The sequence below is a fragment of the Kitasatospora sp. NPDC059747 genome (assembly GCF_042732955.1).
Taxonomy (GTDB): domain Bacteria; phylum Actinomycetota; class Actinomycetes; order Streptomycetales; family Streptomycetaceae; genus Kitasatospora.
Genome location: NZ_JBHWGV010000075.1, coordinates 16813 through 30550 on the forward strand (window position 1 = coordinate 16813; position 13738 = coordinate 30550).

Sequence of the window (13738 nt, forward strand, 5' to 3'; positions counted from 1 at the left end):
ATCGCCCCACACCCCGCGCCCCCTCGTGCCCCCCCTCCCCCCCCTCTCCTGGGCCCCCCCCCGGCCTCGCCCCCCCCCCCCCCACGGCCGGGGCCCCGTCAACTCCCTTGCGGGAGCGGCCTCAGGCGTGGAGCGCCAGGCCGAAGGCGGTGACGAGCACCTTCAGCGAGTACCGGTTCTCGGCACCGTCCAGTCCGGTCGGGTTGACCGAGTAGACCACGGTGCGGCCCAGGTCCCGGGTGGCGAACACTCCGCTGGTGTAGCCGGGGCGCGAGCCCGTCTTGCCCCAGATCACGACCCCGTTCTGCTCCAGGCGTTCCAGGCCCATGCTCATGCAGGCCTTGTTGCCCGGGCAGTGGGTGCTGTCCGCGGCGACCGGCACGTCCGGGACGGTGAACAGCTTCTCCTGCTGCGCCGGGGGCAGCAGCCGGCCGCGGAAGAGGGCGGTCATGAAGCGCTCGAGGTCCGGGGCGCTGGAGATCATGCCGCCCTCCGCCCAGGGCCAGGGGCTCTGCTCGGTGACGTCCGCCCGGTACGTGCCGCCGTCCGGGTCCGGGACGGTCAGGTACGGGTGGCTGGCGGGGTGGTGCAGACGCGGGTCGTCCGCGTCCGGCAGCGAGGTGTCGTGCAGGCCGAGCGGACGGATGATGCGCTCGCGCAGCTCGTGGGCGTAGCTGTGCCCGGTGACCTGCTCGACGAGCAGACCGGCGACGAAGGTGTTCATCCCGTTGTACTGCTGCTGGGTGCCCGGGTCGAAGGCCATCTTCTGGCCGGCCATGGTGGCGACGATCTCCTCCGGGGTGTACCCGTCGCTCCCGTGGTCGGCGAACCACGCGGTGGTGCCGTCGCCCCAGAACGCGTTGGACCCGCCCGGCAGGCCGCTGGTGTGGTCGAGCAACTGGCCGACCTTGACCGGCGGGAAACCCTCGGGCAGGACGTCCGGGAGGTACTGCTGGACGGTGCCGTCCAGGTCGATCCGCCCCTCGGCGGCGAGCTGGAGGACGACGGTGGCGGTGAAGACCTTCGAGATCGAGCCGATCCGGAACCGGCCCCCGGTGTCCACGTCATCCCCCGACGTGGCGTCCAGGCTGCCGCCGGAGCCGGTGACGCGGACGAAGGCCGCCGACACGTCGGCCGCCGGGCGCGCGTCGAGCGCCTTGCGGACGGCCGCCGCGTCCAGCGGCGCCAGCGGCGCGGCGCTCGCCGGGGCACCGCTGGGGACGGCGGCCGGCTGCGCCGCCAGCGCGGGGGTGCCCGCGCCGACCGTCAGGGCGGCCGTGAGCGCACCGGCGGCGGCGAGGACGGCCCAACGGGTGCGGTTGGCGTAGGGGTTCACGGGTGATGCAACTCCAGACTGATCGTCAGTAGAGCCGACCGTTCTTCGGCTCGGCGACGAGTCTGCCGACTCCGGCCCCTCAAGATCAATAAGGGTCCCGACCCGCCACCCCTGATCTTTCGTCGGGGTCGACCCCGAGGAGCGGCCGACCGGGCGTACGAACAGCCCTTCCTCCGCCGGTGTCCGAGGCCACTGCTACGCTCCCGCGCAGTTCGGAAGCGAAGATCGAAAAGGCGGGCACGCATGCAGGACGGCAGAGAAGCGGACGACCTCGGGACCGAGCGGGAGAACCCGGGTACGGACACCGAAACGGGCGTGAACGCTGTAATAGGTGTGAACCCGGCACGGCGGCGCAAGGTCGCCCTCGGGATGGCGGCCGGCATCTGCGCGCTCGCGGCGCTGGGCGGCGGCGCACTGCTCCTGACCGGACCGGACTCCGCCGCCTCGACACCGGCCTCCGAGGCGTCACCCACTGCCTCCCCGAGTCCGTCCGCCTCCCCGACCCCCTCCGTCTCCCCGACCACGACCGAATCCCCGGCCACGACCGAATCCCCGGCCACCGACGCGGCAACCGGGACACCGGCCGCGCCGAGCGCTACGGCCACCCAGGAGACGCCGGACGCGCCGGACACTCCGGAGCCGTCCGCGAAGAAGCCCGCCCCGCCCGCTCCCGCAGCTCCGCCCGCCCCCGCAGCCCCGACGTCGGCCCCGCGCCCGAAGAGCAGCGCACCCAAGCCCCCGGCCGCGGAGCCGCCCGCCGACCACCCGGCGCCCGGCGCCCCGCCCGGATGGACGATCCCCCCGCGCCCGGAGCCGACCCTGCCGACGCCGCCCAAGTCCTGCCCGCCCGGCTACCTCGCATCCTGGGACGGCTGCCACAAGCTCCCGCCCGCGATCGTGATCCCCCCGGCGACCATCCCGCCCGGCGCGCCGTTCACCCCCTCGACCTCCTGAGCCGAGCCCCAGGTCAAGGAATCGTCAACCGATCACCAAGAAAAGACAGTTGGCCGTCAACCCCGGTCACCCTGACGGACGTCTCTGGTTTACTGTCCGGTAACCTGCGGCCGGGAACCGCGTTCATCTGTTCCCTTTAGCGTCTTGGCCGCCGCCGGAGAGCGACTGCTCGCCCCGCGCGACCCCACTCGTTGACGACATGTTCGAGGATCACAGCATGCACGCAGTCCCCACCCGCAACCGGTGGCTCCGGTACGGCGCCGGCCTCGTCGGGGCCATGTCCCTCACCGCCCTCGGCGGCACCCCGGCGGCCTTCGCCGCGGAGGACCCGCAGACGGCCACGCCGATCAAGCACGTCGTGGTGATATTCCAGGAGAACGTCTCCTTCGACCACTACTTCGGCACCTACCCGAACGCGGCCAACACCGCCGACGACAAGGTGAAGTTCACCGCCAAGCCGGACACCCCGAAGGTGGACGGCCTCGGGGACGACCTGCTGCACCACAACCCGAACGCGATGAACCCCAAGCGCCTGGCCCCCACGCAGGCCGTCACCTGCGACCAGGACCACACGTACAAGGACGAGCAGCTCGCCGTCGACGGCGGCAAGATGGACAAGTTCGTCGAGCACACGAACGTCGAGAGCTGCAAGGCCCCGATGTTCACCCAGCCCGGCCTGGTCATGGACTACTACGACGGCAACACCGTCACCGGGTACTGGAACTACGCCCAGCGCTTCGCGATGAGCGACAACTCCTTCGGTACCAACTACGGCCCGTCCACCCCCGGCGCGATCAACCTGGTCTCGGGCCAGACGCACGGCGGCTACGCGGTCGACCCGAAGACCGGCCAGAAGACGACCGACGCCTACGCGGTCGCCTCCCCGGACGCGAACGGCGTCGGCACCGTCATCAACGACCCCGACCCGGGCTACGACGAGTGCTCCAGCACCGCGCACAACCAGCTGGTCATGACCGGCAAGAACATCGGCGACCTGCTCAACGACAAGGGCGTCAGCTGGGGCTGGTTCCAGGGCGGCTTCAAGCCGACCGCCTCCAAGGACGGCAAGGCCGTCTGCGGCGCCTCCCACAACAACATCGTGGGCGCGTCGCAGACCGACTACAACCCGCACCACGAGCCGTTCCAGTACTACAAGTCCACCGCGAACCCGAGCCACCTGGCTCCGAAGACCGTGGACGAGATCGGCCACAACGGCCAGGCCAACCACCAGTACGACCTGACCGACTTCGACGCGGCCCTCCAGCACGGCAACCTGCCCGCCGTCTCCTACCTCAAGGCCGCCAACTACCAGGACGGTCACGCCGGCTACTCCGACCCGCTGGACGAGCAGCAGTTCGTCGTCGACACGGTCAACAAGCTGCAGAAGTCCAAGGACTGGGCCTCCACCGCCGTCGTCATCGCCTACGACGACTCGGACGGCTGGTACGACCACAAGTTCGTCGAGCCCGTGAACGGCTCGCGCGACGCCGTCAACGACAGCCTGAGCGGCACCGGCCAGTGCGGCAAGGACGCCGGCGCGGGCGGCTACGCCGACCGCTGCGGCTACGGCCCGCGCCTGCCGCTGCTGGTGCTGTCGCCGTACTCGAAGTCCAACTTCGTGGACCACACCCAGACCGACCAGACCTCGGTCCTGCGCTTCGTCGAGGACAACTGGAAGACCGGCCGCGTCGGCGACTCCTCCTTCGACGAGCGCGCCGGCTCCATCGAGGGCATGTTCGACTTCAAGAACGCCCAGTCGGCGACCCTGATCCTCGACCCGGCCACCGGCCAGCCCGCCGGCGCCACCACCCCGACCGGCCAGCCGACCGACGGCTCCTCCACCGCCGCCGGCACGCCGTCCACCGGCACGGGCGGCACCACGGCCGCGGGCACCTCCGCCGCGACCCCGACCGCCGGGGCCACGACGAGCGGCCCGGCCCTCGCCGCCACCGGCTCCTCCAACACCATGCCGATCGCGGCCGCCGCCGCGGCCCTCGTGGCGCTCGGCGCCGGCGCGGTGGTCTTCGCCCGCCGCAAGCGCGGTCGCCGCGCCTGATCCCCGCACCGTCCTGACACCGCCGGGCCCTCCCTGGGCCCGGCGGTGTCGTGCGTCCGGGGCCGGGTAGGGTCCCGGTCTCAGGCCCCGGCCCCTCGGTCCCCGGAACCGTCAGTCCCCGGAACCGTCAGACCCCGGCCGCCCGCAGCAGCACGCGGGCGGCCTCCTTCGCCTCGGCGGCGGGGGTGGCGTCACCGCGGATGGCGGCGGCGGTGATGGCGCCCTCGGCGAGGAGGGCCAGGTGGGCGGCGGTGGCGGGCGGCGCGCCGGCGGCCGCGGCGAGGCCGGCGAGGTAGGCGGCGAACTCGTCCTTGTGGTGCCGCGCGGCGGCGGCCACCACCGGTGCCGTGGCGCCCAGTTCGCCGAAGGCGTTGACGAACGCGCAGCCCCGGAAGGCGGGTTGGGCGAACCAGTCGGCCAACCAGTCGAAGACCGCCAGGACTTGCCCGCCCGGATCGGCGGTGGCCGCGGCCACCTGGGCGGCGAGCTCGTCGCGCCAGCGCTCGTCGCGGCGCAGCAGGTAGGCCTCGACCAGGTCCCCCTTGGACGGGAAGTACTGGTAGAGGCGGCGCAGGGTGACGCCGGAGGCGGTCCGCACGGCGTCCATGCCGACGGCCTGGATGCCCTGGCCGTAGAACAGTTCCTCGGCCGCGTCGAGGATGCCGGTGCGCGTGGCGTCGTGGTCCATCTGCCGTGCCCTTTGCGTGAGAACGTTGGTTCTCCTAGAGTAACCGAGGAGGCAAGAACGGTCGTTCTCGCCGCGCCGGAACCGCGCCCACGAGCGCCCCAGGAGGTCACGCATGTCCGCACAGCGCCCGCCCCTGCCCCCGTTCACCACGGAGACCGCCCACGAGAAGGTCCGCGCCGCCGAGGACGGCTGGAACACCCGCGACCCGCAGCGCGTCGCCCTCGCCTACACGCCCGGCAGCCGCTGGCGCAACCGCGCCGAGTTCGTCACCGGCCGCGAGGAGATCACCGCCTTCCTCACCCGCAAGTGGGCGCACGAGCACGAGTACCGCCTGATCAAGGAGCTGTGGGCGCACGACGGCCACCGCATCGCCGTCCGCTTCGCCTACGAGTGGCGCGACGACTCCGGCCAGTGGCACCGCTCGTACGGCAACGAGAACTGGGAGTTCGACGACGACGGCCTCATGGCCCACCGCCACGCCTCCATCAACGACCTGCCGATCGCCGCGGACGAGCGCCTGTTCCACTGGCCCCTCGGCCGCCGGCCCGACGGCCACCCGGGCCTGACCGACCTCGGCCTCTGACACCCCGACGGCCCGGGGGGGGGACGGCGGGACGGGGCCGTAGCCTGGGCGCATGGAGAAGATCGTCACGTACCTGGAGATGACCGACCCCGCCGAGCTGCGCCCGTCCCCGCCGGTCGCCGGGCTGGCCCTCACCCCCGCCGACGGCGCGTCACCCACGGCGCAGGCCGTCCAGGCGCGCGTCGGGGCGCCGCACGGCTGGCGCAGCACCGCCCGCACCGCCGAGGACTGGGCGGCCCACCTCGCCGAGCACCCGCGCCGCCAGTACTGGCTGCTCACCCACGACGGCGAGCCCGCCGGCGTCGCCAACCTGGAGCCGCACCCGGGCGGCGACGTCGAGGTCACCACCTTCGGCCTCGTCCCCGAGCACGTCGGCCGCGGCCTCGGCGGCTACGCGCTGACGCTCGCCCTGCGCCAGGCCTGGGCCACCGAGCCGCTCGGCGCGCAGAGCGTCCGCCGGGTCTGGCTGCACACCGACAGCAACGACCACCCGAACGCCCTGCGCAACTACGAGAAGCGCGGGCTGCGCCCGTACGAGGTCAGGACCGGGAGCGAGTGAACCGCAGGGCCCGGATCAGTCGAACAGGTCCGGGTCCGAGACGGTGATCTGGTCCCACAGCGGGCGGGCCTGGAACCAGCCGGCCAGCGAGCTGCCGATCTGCTCGCGGGTGCGCAGCGCGGTCTCGCGGTCGATCAGCCTGGGCGTGCCGGCGGCCATCGCGAGCAGCTGCGCCTGGCAGGAGCGCTCCATGGTGACGAACCACCAGACCGCCTCGGCGACGGACTGCCCGACCGTCAGCAGGCCGTGGTTCTGCAGGATGACGGCCTTGTGCGGGCCGAGGGCCGCGCCGATCCGCTTGCCCTCCTCCAGCTCGTTGACCACGCCCCGGTAGTCGCTGTAGACGGCGTGGTCCTCGAAGAAGGCGCAGGCGTCCTGGGTGATCGGGTCGAGCGGGATGCCGAGGCTGGAGAAGGCCTTGCCGTGCAGCGAGTGGGAGTGCGCGGCGGCGATCGCATCGGGCCGGGCGGCGTGCACCTGGGAGTGGATGACGAACGCGGCCTTGTTGACCGGGCGGCTGCCGTGCAGCAGGTTGCCCTCGTGGTCGACCAGGATCAGGTCGGAGGCCTTGATCTGGCCGAAGGCCATGCCGAACGGGTTGACCCAGAACCACTGCGGGTTCTCCGGGTCGCGCACGGTGATGTGGCCCGCGACGCCCTCGGAGAACCCGAACCGGCCGAACAGCCGGAAGCCGGCCGCGAGTTGCTCCTTGCGGTACTGGCGCTCGGCCTCGACGGAGTCGAAGGTCGGCGGCAGCGGGAAGGTGACGCCCTGCGGCATCGGGCCGACGACGGCGGCGAGGGAGTCGGGGAGCGGGGTGGTCATGGCGTCCTCCCGGAGTGGGGGTGCGAGTGCCTTCCTCCGGGATGATACGAGCATGTATCCGATACGTCGATGCATCGGATGCCTCGACTTACGGAGGCTCCCTCAGCCGGCCGCCTCCGTCACGGCGCCCAGGATCGTCCCGAGGAACCGGCGCTCCAGCTCGCCGGGCGGCAGCACGTCGGGCTCGACGTAGCTCTGCGCCAGGCCGCCCTCGCGGATCGCGATCAGCAGCCGGGCCAGCTCCTCGGCGTCCACGGTGAGGCGCAGGCCGACCCGCTCCAGCTGGGCGGTCAGGCCCCGGGCGAGCTCCGCCCGCAGCCGCGCGTCGTGCCGGGCGAGCACCCAGCCGGCCTGCGGGTCGCGGATCGCGAGGAGGGTGAACTCGGTGCTCACGAGGTACCAGTCCCGCTCGGCCGGGTCGATCCGGGCGATCCGCCCGGCGAACTCGGCGAGGGTGGACTCCCCGGCGGGCAGCGCGTCCGCCAGGTCGGCCAGGCGGTCGAGGATCTCCTGGCTGTGCTGGTCGAACAGGGCGAGGAAGAGCTCCTCCTTGCTGCCGAAGTTCGAGTAGAACGCGCCCCGGGTGTAGCCGGCCCGGGTGCAGACCTGCTCGATCGTCGCGGCCTGGAACCCGTGCTCGGCGAAGACCGCGAGCGCCGCCTCCAGCAGCGCGGCTCGGGTCACGGGGCGGCGCTTGGTGGTGCCCTTGGGCATCGGACCTCCGGGGGTGGATCGGATGCACGAGTGTATCGATCACGGTGCCGCCTCGGTCGGCGTCGCCCACGGTGCCCGACCCGGTCGGCCTCGCCCACCGTGCCCGACCCGGTCGACGTCGCCCGGCCCCGCCGAGGGCCGGTGCGGGAGGAGTCCCGCACCGGCCCGGGAGGGTCAGGCAGCGGTGCCGGTGGAGCGGCGGCGGCCGAGCAGGAGGCCCGCGGCCACGCCGAGGGCCCCCAGGACGACGCCCGCGATGCCGATCGCGCGGGCGGTGGAGTCGCTGGTGCTCGCCTTCGCCGCCACCGGAGCCGTCGGGGCGGCGGCCGGAGCCGGTGCGGCCGTGGCATCCCCGGCGGTCGTCGCGCTCGCCGCGCTCGCCGCGCTCGCCGCGGTCAGCTTGAGGACCGGCGCCGGGTTCTTCGGCTCGGGCTGCCCCTCCTGCGGCTCCTCGATCCAGCGGACGATGTTCCCGTCGCTGTACGTCTGGAGCGCCTTGAAGACGACCTTGTCCGTGCCCTCGGGCAGCGCGCCGAGGTCGACGGTGAAGTCCTGGTAGTGGCCGGGGGCGATCTGGCCGCCGGTCCAGACGATCTGCGACACCACGTCGGTGATGTCGCCGTCATCGGTGTGGATCGGCGTCGCGAGCTTGGTGGTCTGGATCCGGTCGGTCCAGCCCGCCACCGGCGCGACCAGGGCGGACGGGATCGGGTGGTCAACCGGGAAGTCGATCTCGACCTTCACCGTGCTGTTCTTGTCGTCCTCGTTCGGCACGCGGAACGCGAAGGTCTGGTCGGTCGCGTTCTTCGGCACGCTGGACGGCTGCACGGTGACGTGCGCGGACGCGGCGGTGGCGCCGGCCAGCACGGCCGTGGCGGCCAGGGCGGAGGCGGCGGCGAGGCGGATCGCGGAGGAGGCTCTCATGGGTGGTGTCTTCTCCAGGGAAGGCATGGGTGTGGTCAGGGGCCGGCGGACGGCCGCGACGGGACGGTCCCGTCAGGCGGCCGCGCCCAGCGGCGGACCGCGCCTGATCACCACGTGCCGGAGCGGCGCCGACCGCACCGGACCCCACCAGTCGTACGCCGGCACCCGACGCACGGCGCCCGCCCGCGACCGGCCGCCGAGCCCGTCGCCCAGGGCCTCGAACAGGGCCAGCACGCCGCGGAGTTGATCCGCGCAGGCCCGCACGGCGGCCGAGGCGGTGCCGGCCGCGAGCCGGACCAGCGACCAGACGGCCGCCTCGCCGCGCCGCAGCCACCAGCCGGCGGCGACGGTCGCGGCCAGGTGCGCCGCGAGCATGGCCGGACTGAGGCCGAGGAGCGTCGCGTGGCACCAGAAGGCGACGTGCGTCGCCGCGACGGCGGTGTGCGGGACCGCCCCGCCGCCGCCCGTCACGGCGTGGGCCATCGCCACGCCGGAGCGCCCGCCCATCCCAGGCATCCCAGGCATCCCAGGCATGCCGGGCATATCGGCCATGGTGTCCGCTTCGCCCCTCGCCGGGACCGCGCGCGAGGTCTGGGCAGCGTGGAAGAGGACGTGCAAGCCCCCTTGTGCGCCTGCCAGGCCCCCGATGATCGCCCGCGCCGAGCGTTCCCGTCGCGCGCCGAAAGCCGCCGCGGCGCCGGACAGCACCCACCCGAGGAACAGCGCGCCCGGCGGGACCGGGCTCCCGGAGGCGAAAACGTGCCCGGCCGCGGCCAGCACGACGCAGACCGTCGCGAAGGGCAGGGCCCTCAGTACGCGAAGGTCGAGCGCGGCGGCGCAAACCTGTGACGGCAGCGCCTCGGGTCGGGAGGCAGCCATGGCCGGGACATCATGCCACCCCCGACCGAGCGCCGGGCCGGTTCCCCCGAACCCCGCACATCACCGCGAGAACGTACGGGTTCCGGCGGCCTCCGCAGCGGGCCGCGGGCCCCGGCGGATGCGGCGGATGCGGTTGGCGTGCACCGTGGATACGTACAGCCCGCCCGAGCGGCGACCGTCCGTGCACCCGCGGATCCCCATCGGTCACCGGGCGTGCCGTCGACGATCGAAGGAGGCGCCATGCCCAGCAGGAGGATCCCCCGCAGAGGTCCGGTCCTGACCGCCGTCGCCCTCGCCGCCCTCCCGGCCATCGCGCTGGTCGCCCCCGGGCAGGCGGTGGCGTCCGCTCCCCCGCCGGCGGCGACGGCCGCCGCGGCACCGGTCGGGTTCGTGAACCTGCCGAGCAGCCCGCTGCCGGCCGACCGCACGCCGCACCGGATCACCGTGACCTACCGCAACCCCTCCTCCGCGGACCGCACCGTGGCCCCGCAGGTCCTCGTCGAGTCGCCCGACAAGGGCCCCTTCCTCGTCACGTCCGACGTCAGGCTCGAACTGCTCGGTTCCGACGGGCGGTGGCGGACCGTGCAGCTCGGGAGCCAGACCGGCACGCTGTTCACCGGCCTCACCACCGCGAAGATCGTCCTGCACGGCCACCACACGCTCACCGAGCACTACCGGCTCACGGTGCTCGCGCCCGCCCACGGCACGGTCGAGCCGCGGATCGCGCTGTACTCCTGAGCCCACGACGCCCGAGCCCACGACGCCTCAACCCACGACGCCCGAGCCCACAGCGCCTGAGCCCACGCCCGCACGGTCAGGCGTGCTCCCTGAGAAAGGCCCCCGCGTGGGCCGCGGCCACCTCCGCGCTCACGTGGTGCACCCCGTCCTCCGCCGCGCCGAAGACACCGTCGGCCCCCGTCGCCGTCCAGCCCCAGCCGCCGCCCGGCGCCTGGACCAACCTCGCCGTCCCACCGAAGAGTTCGAGCGTGCCCGCCTCCTGCGCCGGACGCTGGACGGCGTCCGGCCACTTCTTCCGCGCGCCCTGCCGGGTGATGCCCCACACGGCACCGAGCTGCTCGTAACTCGCCCCGTACGAACCGGCGGTGCCGGCCGCCGTCGCCGTCAGCTGCTTCACCGCGCCGTCCACCACCTTCCAGGCGGCGAGGACGGACAGCGCCACCTCCGCCGGGTCCGCGTCCCACATGCGCTCCTGCGCGAGCCCGCTCTGCCGGGCGCGGATGGCCGCGGCCAGCGGGTCCAGGGCCTCGCAGAGAGCCTTGTCGAGTGCCGCCTGTTCCTCCCGGGTGATCTCAGGCATCATCATGTGACAACCATAGTTTACGAAGTCGGTTCGCGGTAACAAAAGTTACCGAGATGAGGGGGGGTTCGTTCATGGGTGTCGCCTTCGACCCGGAACTGCACGCCGCGCTGGCGGCCGTCGGCACGCCGGAGCCGCTCACGCCGGCCGGGATCGCGGCCTGGCAGGCCCGGGACGCCGCCTCCCGGCCCCGGCCGACGGCCGAACGGCTGCGGCACGGCGGCCGGTTCGAGGTCGCGGAGCTGCGGGCGCCGGTCGCGTGGGACGGCAGCGAGGTCCGGCTGGTGACGGCCCGGCCCGCCGGGCTCGACGGGCCGCTGCCCGTCCTGTACTACCTGCACGGCGGCGGGATGATCTCCGGCAACGCGTGGTCCGTCCTGCCCCGCCTGCTGCGCGAGACGGCCGAACCGCTCGGGCTCGCCGTCGTCTCCGTCGACTACCGGCTGGCACCCGGCGCGCGGTACCCGGCGGCCGTCGAGGACTGCTACGCCGGGCTCCTCCACACCACCGAACTCGCCGATGAGCTGGGCCTCGACGCGAAGCGCGTCGTCCTCGGCGGCAAGAGCGCGGGCGGCGGGCTCGCCGCGGCCCTCGCCCTGCTGACGCGCGACCGCGGCGGGCCGGCGCCGATCGGCCAGCTGCTCCTCAGCCCGATGCTCGACGACCGCGGCGACACGCACTCCAGCCACCAGCTGGCCGGCCGTGACACCTGGGACCGCACCTCCAACGCCACCGCCTGGCAGGCCGTGCTCGGCGAGCGGTACGGCTCCGCCGACCTGCCGCCCTACGCCGCCCCCGCCCGCGCGACCGACCTCGCCGGGCTGCCCCCGGCCTACGTCGAGGTCGGGTCGGCCGAGACCTTCCGGGACGAGGCCGTGGCCTACGCCGACGCGATCTGGCGGGCCGGCGGCGCGGCCGAACTCCACGTCTGGCCGGGGGCGTTCCACGGCTTCGACACCCTCGCGCCGCACGCGGCCCTCAGCCGGGACGCCCTCGACGCCCGCACCCGCTGGCTGCGGCGGATCCTCGGGCGGTGAACGCGGGCGGTGAACGCGGGCCGACCGGGTCCCGGGTCAGGGGTGGGCGCCGTCGCCGTACACGCCGCCGGCGGCGTCCGTCAGGCTTGCCATCAACTCCGCGTGCCAGAGGTTCATGTAGTCCAGCCGGCGCCACTGCGGATTGTGGTCCGGGTGGTCGCGGAAGCGGTCGGCCGTCCGGCACAGCCGCGCCCACCAGATCGACACGTCCTGGCGCAGCCGCTGGGTCTCGCCCGGCTCCTCCGTCCGCTCCTCCTCCAGGACGACCTCCCAGGCGACCAGGAGGTCCGCGAGCTGGATGCAGTCGGCCGAGGTGATCTGCTCCAGGCGCTCGGCGGCGAAATGGGCGTCGCTGCCGTCGGGCTGCGCGGCGACGATCTCGCGCAGTCTGGCGGCCAGGAACGTCCGCAGCGGGTCGATGTCCTCGACGTGCAGGTCGTCGGAGAACTCCAGCAGTTCGGCGGGCTTGCGGGCGGCGGTCATCGCGGTCTCCCCTCCCGGTCCGGACAGACGGGCGGACGTGGCGGGCCGTCACGCTCCGCCGCGTTCCGACAAGGACGATAGCGCGGAGTTCCCCGCCGGTGGGGCTGTTCCACGGCTGTGACACGTCGTCGACGCGGCGCGGACCTGCGGCTGCGAGGCTCCTACCTGTAAGCGAGCAACGCATGAGGGGGACCTGGAAGATGTCCGTTCGCACCGCAGTCCGCAACCGGTTCGGCACCGTCGCCGCGATAGCCCTGATGACCACCGCCGGTACCGTCCTGGTCTCCGCCTGCGGTCCCAACGACACGGGCAACGGCCCCGAGCCGACCGCCGCCCCCGGCACCGCCGCGCCGGGCAAGAGCGGCGGCGCGGGCGGTTCGACGGGCAGCACCGGCAGCACCGGCAGCACGGGCGGTTCCGGCGGGGCCAAGGAGGTCAACGGCACCAGCGCGGCCAACCACCTCACCATCAGCACGGGCACCCAGACCGTCGTGATGAACGGCACCACCGTCGACTTCGGCACCGTCGTCCGCGACCTCGCGTGGTCCCCCGACGGCAAGCACGCCGCGTTCGTCAACGGCAACGGCGACCTCGTCACCGCCAACCCGGACGGCAGCAACAAGGTCGTCCTCGCCAAGAACCCGGGCGGCGAGACCTGGTCCCACCCGAGCTGGCAGCACGCCGAGAAGAGCGACGCCGTCTCGGACAGCCCGGGGTTCCTGGAGCGCTTCGCCAACATCGTGTTCTCCTCGGCCAAGGGCGGCGTCCTGACCCTGGAGACGGTCCCCGTCAAGGGCGGCACCGCCCCCAAGGCGGTCACGCCCGCCATCTCCGACGGCGGCGGCCCCGGCGTCACGCAGCCGCCCGCGACCGGCAACACCTGGTCGAACGCCGGCGGCAAGCGCGGCGAGGTCGCGTACGCCAACACGCCCAACGGCGAGGTCTACATCTACGACGACTACATCCGGGCCAACACCCGCGACATGGGCAAGGGCTCGCAGCCGGCGCTCTCCCCCGACGGCGAGCAGGTCGTCTTCGTCCGGTCCGTGAACGGGCACGACCACCTGTTCTCGAAGAACACCGAGAACCAGGGCAAGGAGAAGGACCTCACCCCGTCCGCCACCACGGACTACACCGAGCCCGCGTGGTCCCCGGACGGGAAGACCATCGCCGTCCGCACCCCGGACGGGATCAGCACCCTCCCGGCCGACGGCTCGGCCGCCCCGGCCCCCGTCTCGACGTTCAAGGGCCTGCCGGCCTTCCGGCCGTGATCTCCCGCCTCAACCCCGAGAGCGGGGGCGGCCCCCCCGCGCCCCCCCCCGGCCCCGGGGCCCCCCCCGGCCCGGGGGGGGGGGGTCGGCCCCCCGCAGCGAGCGGGACCC

General features: G+C 73.6%; 15 protein-coding genes. 7 read left to right on the top strand and 8 right to left on the bottom strand.

Annotated features, from left to right (window positions below):
- Nucleotides 1–121: 121 nt before the first annotated feature.
- Entirely contained in the window at nucleotides 122–1336 is a 1215-nt protein-coding gene (locus tag ACFV4G_RS28360; RefSeq protein ID WP_380444947.1) for a serine hydrolase domain-containing protein, read from the bottom strand.
- Between the two features lie 315 nt (nucleotides 1337–1651).
- Here ACFV4G_RS28360 and ACFV4G_RS28365 point away from each other — a divergent pair, with 315 nt between their 5' ends.
- Both ACFV4G_RS28365 and ACFV4G_RS28370 read left to right on the top strand, forming a co-directional pair.
- Nucleotides 1652–2290 (top strand): hypothetical protein, encoded by a 639-nt coding sequence (locus ACFV4G_RS28365; RefSeq protein ID WP_380444948.1) that lies wholly within the window; start codon nucleotides 1652–1654, stop codon nucleotides 2288–2290.
- Nucleotides 2291–2507: 217 nt separating this feature from the next.
- Nucleotides 2508–4346 (top strand): phospholipase C, encoded by a 1839-nt coding sequence (locus ACFV4G_RS28370; protein ID WP_380444949.1) that lies wholly within the window; start codon nucleotides 2508–2510, stop codon nucleotides 4344–4346.
- A 127-nt stretch (nucleotides 4347–4473) separates the two neighbouring features.
- On the opposite strand, the gene ACFV4G_RS28375 is transcribed toward ACFV4G_RS28370, so the two are convergent.
- Nucleotides 4474–5034: a TetR/AcrR family transcriptional regulator gene (locus ACFV4G_RS28375; RefSeq protein ID WP_380444950.1), complete on the bottom strand. Its 561-nt coding sequence runs from the start codon at nucleotides 5032–5034 to the stop codon at nucleotides 4474–4476.
- A 112-nt stretch (nucleotides 5035–5146) separates the two neighbouring features.
- On the opposite strand from ACFV4G_RS28375, the gene ACFV4G_RS28380 reads away from it, so the two are divergent.
- Complete coding sequence (locus tag ACFV4G_RS28380) at nucleotides 5147–5617, top strand: DUF1348 family protein (protein ID WP_380444951.1); 471 nt, start codon at nucleotides 5147–5149, stop codon at nucleotides 5615–5617.
- Between the two features lie 52 nt (nucleotides 5618–5669).
- Nucleotides 5670–6176 carry a GNAT family N-acetyltransferase gene (locus tag ACFV4G_RS28385; protein WP_380444952.1) on the top strand — a complete coding sequence of 169 codons (507 nt, stop codon included), beginning with the start codon at nucleotides 5670–5672 and terminating at the stop codon, nucleotides 6174–6176.
- 15 nt (nucleotides 6177–6191) lie between these two features.
- On the opposite strand, the gene ACFV4G_RS28390 is transcribed toward ACFV4G_RS28385, so the two are convergent.
- The 4 genes from ACFV4G_RS28390 to ACFV4G_RS28405 form a co-directional block, all read right to left on the bottom strand.
- A complete protein-coding gene (locus ACFV4G_RS28390; RefSeq protein WP_380444953.1) occupies nucleotides 6192–7001 on the bottom strand; it encodes a class II aldolase/adducin family protein in 810 nt (269 codons plus the stop codon).
- Between the two features lie 102 nt (nucleotides 7002–7103).
- Nucleotides 7104–7715, bottom strand: a complete 612-nt coding sequence (locus ACFV4G_RS28395; RefSeq protein WP_380444954.1) for a TetR/AcrR family transcriptional regulator — start codon at nucleotides 7713–7715, stop codon at nucleotides 7104–7106.
- 174 nt (nucleotides 7716–7889) lie between these two features.
- On the bottom strand, nucleotides 7890–8639 hold the full coding sequence (locus ACFV4G_RS28400) for a YcnI family protein (protein ID WP_380444955.1): 750 nt from the start codon (nucleotides 8637–8639) through the stop codon (nucleotides 7890–7892).
- A 72-nt stretch (nucleotides 8640–8711) separates the two neighbouring features.
- Nucleotides 8712–9155 (bottom strand): hypothetical protein, encoded by a 444-nt coding sequence (locus tag ACFV4G_RS28405; protein ID WP_380444956.1) that lies wholly within the window; start codon nucleotides 9153–9155, stop codon nucleotides 8712–8714.
- A gap of 603 nt (nucleotides 9156–9758) precedes the next feature.
- Between ACFV4G_RS28405 and ACFV4G_RS28410 the strand changes: the two genes are divergently transcribed.
- The gene (locus ACFV4G_RS28410) at nucleotides 9759–10256 is read left to right on the top strand and encodes a signal peptide protein (RefSeq protein ID WP_380444957.1); all 498 of its coding nucleotides are present in this window, start codon (nucleotides 9759–9761) and stop codon (nucleotides 10254–10256) included.
- Between the two features lie 76 nt (nucleotides 10257–10332).
- Here ACFV4G_RS28410 and ACFV4G_RS28415 read toward each other — a convergent pair whose 3' ends face one another.
- Nucleotides 10333–10842 (bottom strand): hypothetical protein, encoded by a 510-nt coding sequence (locus tag ACFV4G_RS28415; RefSeq protein WP_380444958.1) that lies wholly within the window; start codon nucleotides 10840–10842, stop codon nucleotides 10333–10335.
- A gap of 68 nt (nucleotides 10843–10910) precedes the next feature.
- On the opposite strand from ACFV4G_RS28415, the gene ACFV4G_RS28420 reads away from it, so the two are divergent.
- Entirely contained in the window at nucleotides 10911–11873 is a 963-nt protein-coding gene (locus ACFV4G_RS28420) for an alpha/beta hydrolase (RefSeq protein ID WP_380444959.1), read from the top strand.
- A gap of 36 nt (nucleotides 11874–11909) precedes the next feature.
- Here ACFV4G_RS28420 and ACFV4G_RS28425 read toward each other — a convergent pair whose 3' ends face one another.
- A complete protein-coding gene (locus tag ACFV4G_RS28425) occupies nucleotides 11910–12356 on the bottom strand; it encodes a hypothetical protein (protein WP_380444960.1) in 447 nt (148 codons plus the stop codon).
- A 200-nt stretch (nucleotides 12357–12556) separates the two neighbouring features.
- Between ACFV4G_RS28425 and ACFV4G_RS28430 the strand changes: the two genes are divergently transcribed.
- A complete protein-coding gene (locus ACFV4G_RS28430; RefSeq protein ID WP_380444961.1) occupies nucleotides 12557–13627 on the top strand; it encodes a TolB family protein in 1071 nt (356 codons plus the stop codon).
- Nucleotides 13628–13738 lie beyond the last annotated feature (111 nt).

Excerpts from the sequence above, each read along its gene's own strand:
- ACFV4G_RS28370 (WP_380444949.1), top strand. The coding sequence starts at position 2,508 with ATGCACGCAGTCCCCACCCGCAACCGGTGGCTCCGGTACGGCGCCGGC.
- ACFV4G_RS28410 (WP_380444957.1), top strand. The coding sequence starts at position 9,759 with ATGCCCAGCAGGAGGATCCCCCGCAGAGGTCCGGTCCTGACCGCCGTC.
- ACFV4G_RS28425 (WP_380444960.1), bottom strand. The coding sequence starts at position 12,356 with ATGACCGCCGCCCGCAAGCCCGCCGAACTGCTGGAGTTCTCCGACGAC.
- ACFV4G_RS28380 (WP_380444951.1), top strand. The coding sequence starts at position 5,147 with ATGTCCGCACAGCGCCCGCCCCTGCCCCCGTTCACCACGGAGACCGCC.
- ACFV4G_RS28415 (WP_380444958.1), bottom strand. The coding sequence starts at position 10,842 with ATGATGATGCCTGAGATCACCCGGGAGGAACAGGCGGCACTCGACAAG.
- ACFV4G_RS28430 (WP_380444961.1), top strand. The coding sequence starts at position 12,557 with ATGTCCGTTCGCACCGCAGTCCGCAACCGGTTCGGCACCGTCGCCGCG.
- ACFV4G_RS28375 (WP_380444950.1), bottom strand. The coding sequence starts at position 5,034 with ATGGACCACGACGCCACGCGCACCGGCATCCTCGACGCGGCCGAGGAA.
- ACFV4G_RS28420 (WP_380444959.1), top strand. The coding sequence starts at position 10,911 with ATGGGTGTCGCCTTCGACCCGGAACTGCACGCCGCGCTGGCGGCCGTC.
- ACFV4G_RS28395 (WP_380444954.1), bottom strand. The coding sequence starts at position 7,715 with ATGCCCAAGGGCACCACCAAGCGCCGCCCCGTGACCCGAGCCGCGCTG.
- ACFV4G_RS28405 (WP_380444956.1), bottom strand. The coding sequence starts at position 9,155 with ATGCCTGGGATGGGCGGGCGCTCCGGCGTGGCGATGGCCCACGCCGTG.
- ACFV4G_RS28400 (WP_380444955.1), bottom strand. The coding sequence starts at position 8,639 with ATGAGAGCCTCCTCCGCGATCCGCCTCGCCGCCGCCTCCGCCCTGGCC.
- ACFV4G_RS28385 (WP_380444952.1), top strand. The coding sequence starts at position 5,670 with ATGGAGAAGATCGTCACGTACCTGGAGATGACCGACCCCGCCGAGCTG.
- ACFV4G_RS28390 (WP_380444953.1), bottom strand. The coding sequence starts at position 7,001 with ATGACCACCCCGCTCCCCGACTCCCTCGCCGCCGTCGTCGGCCCGATG.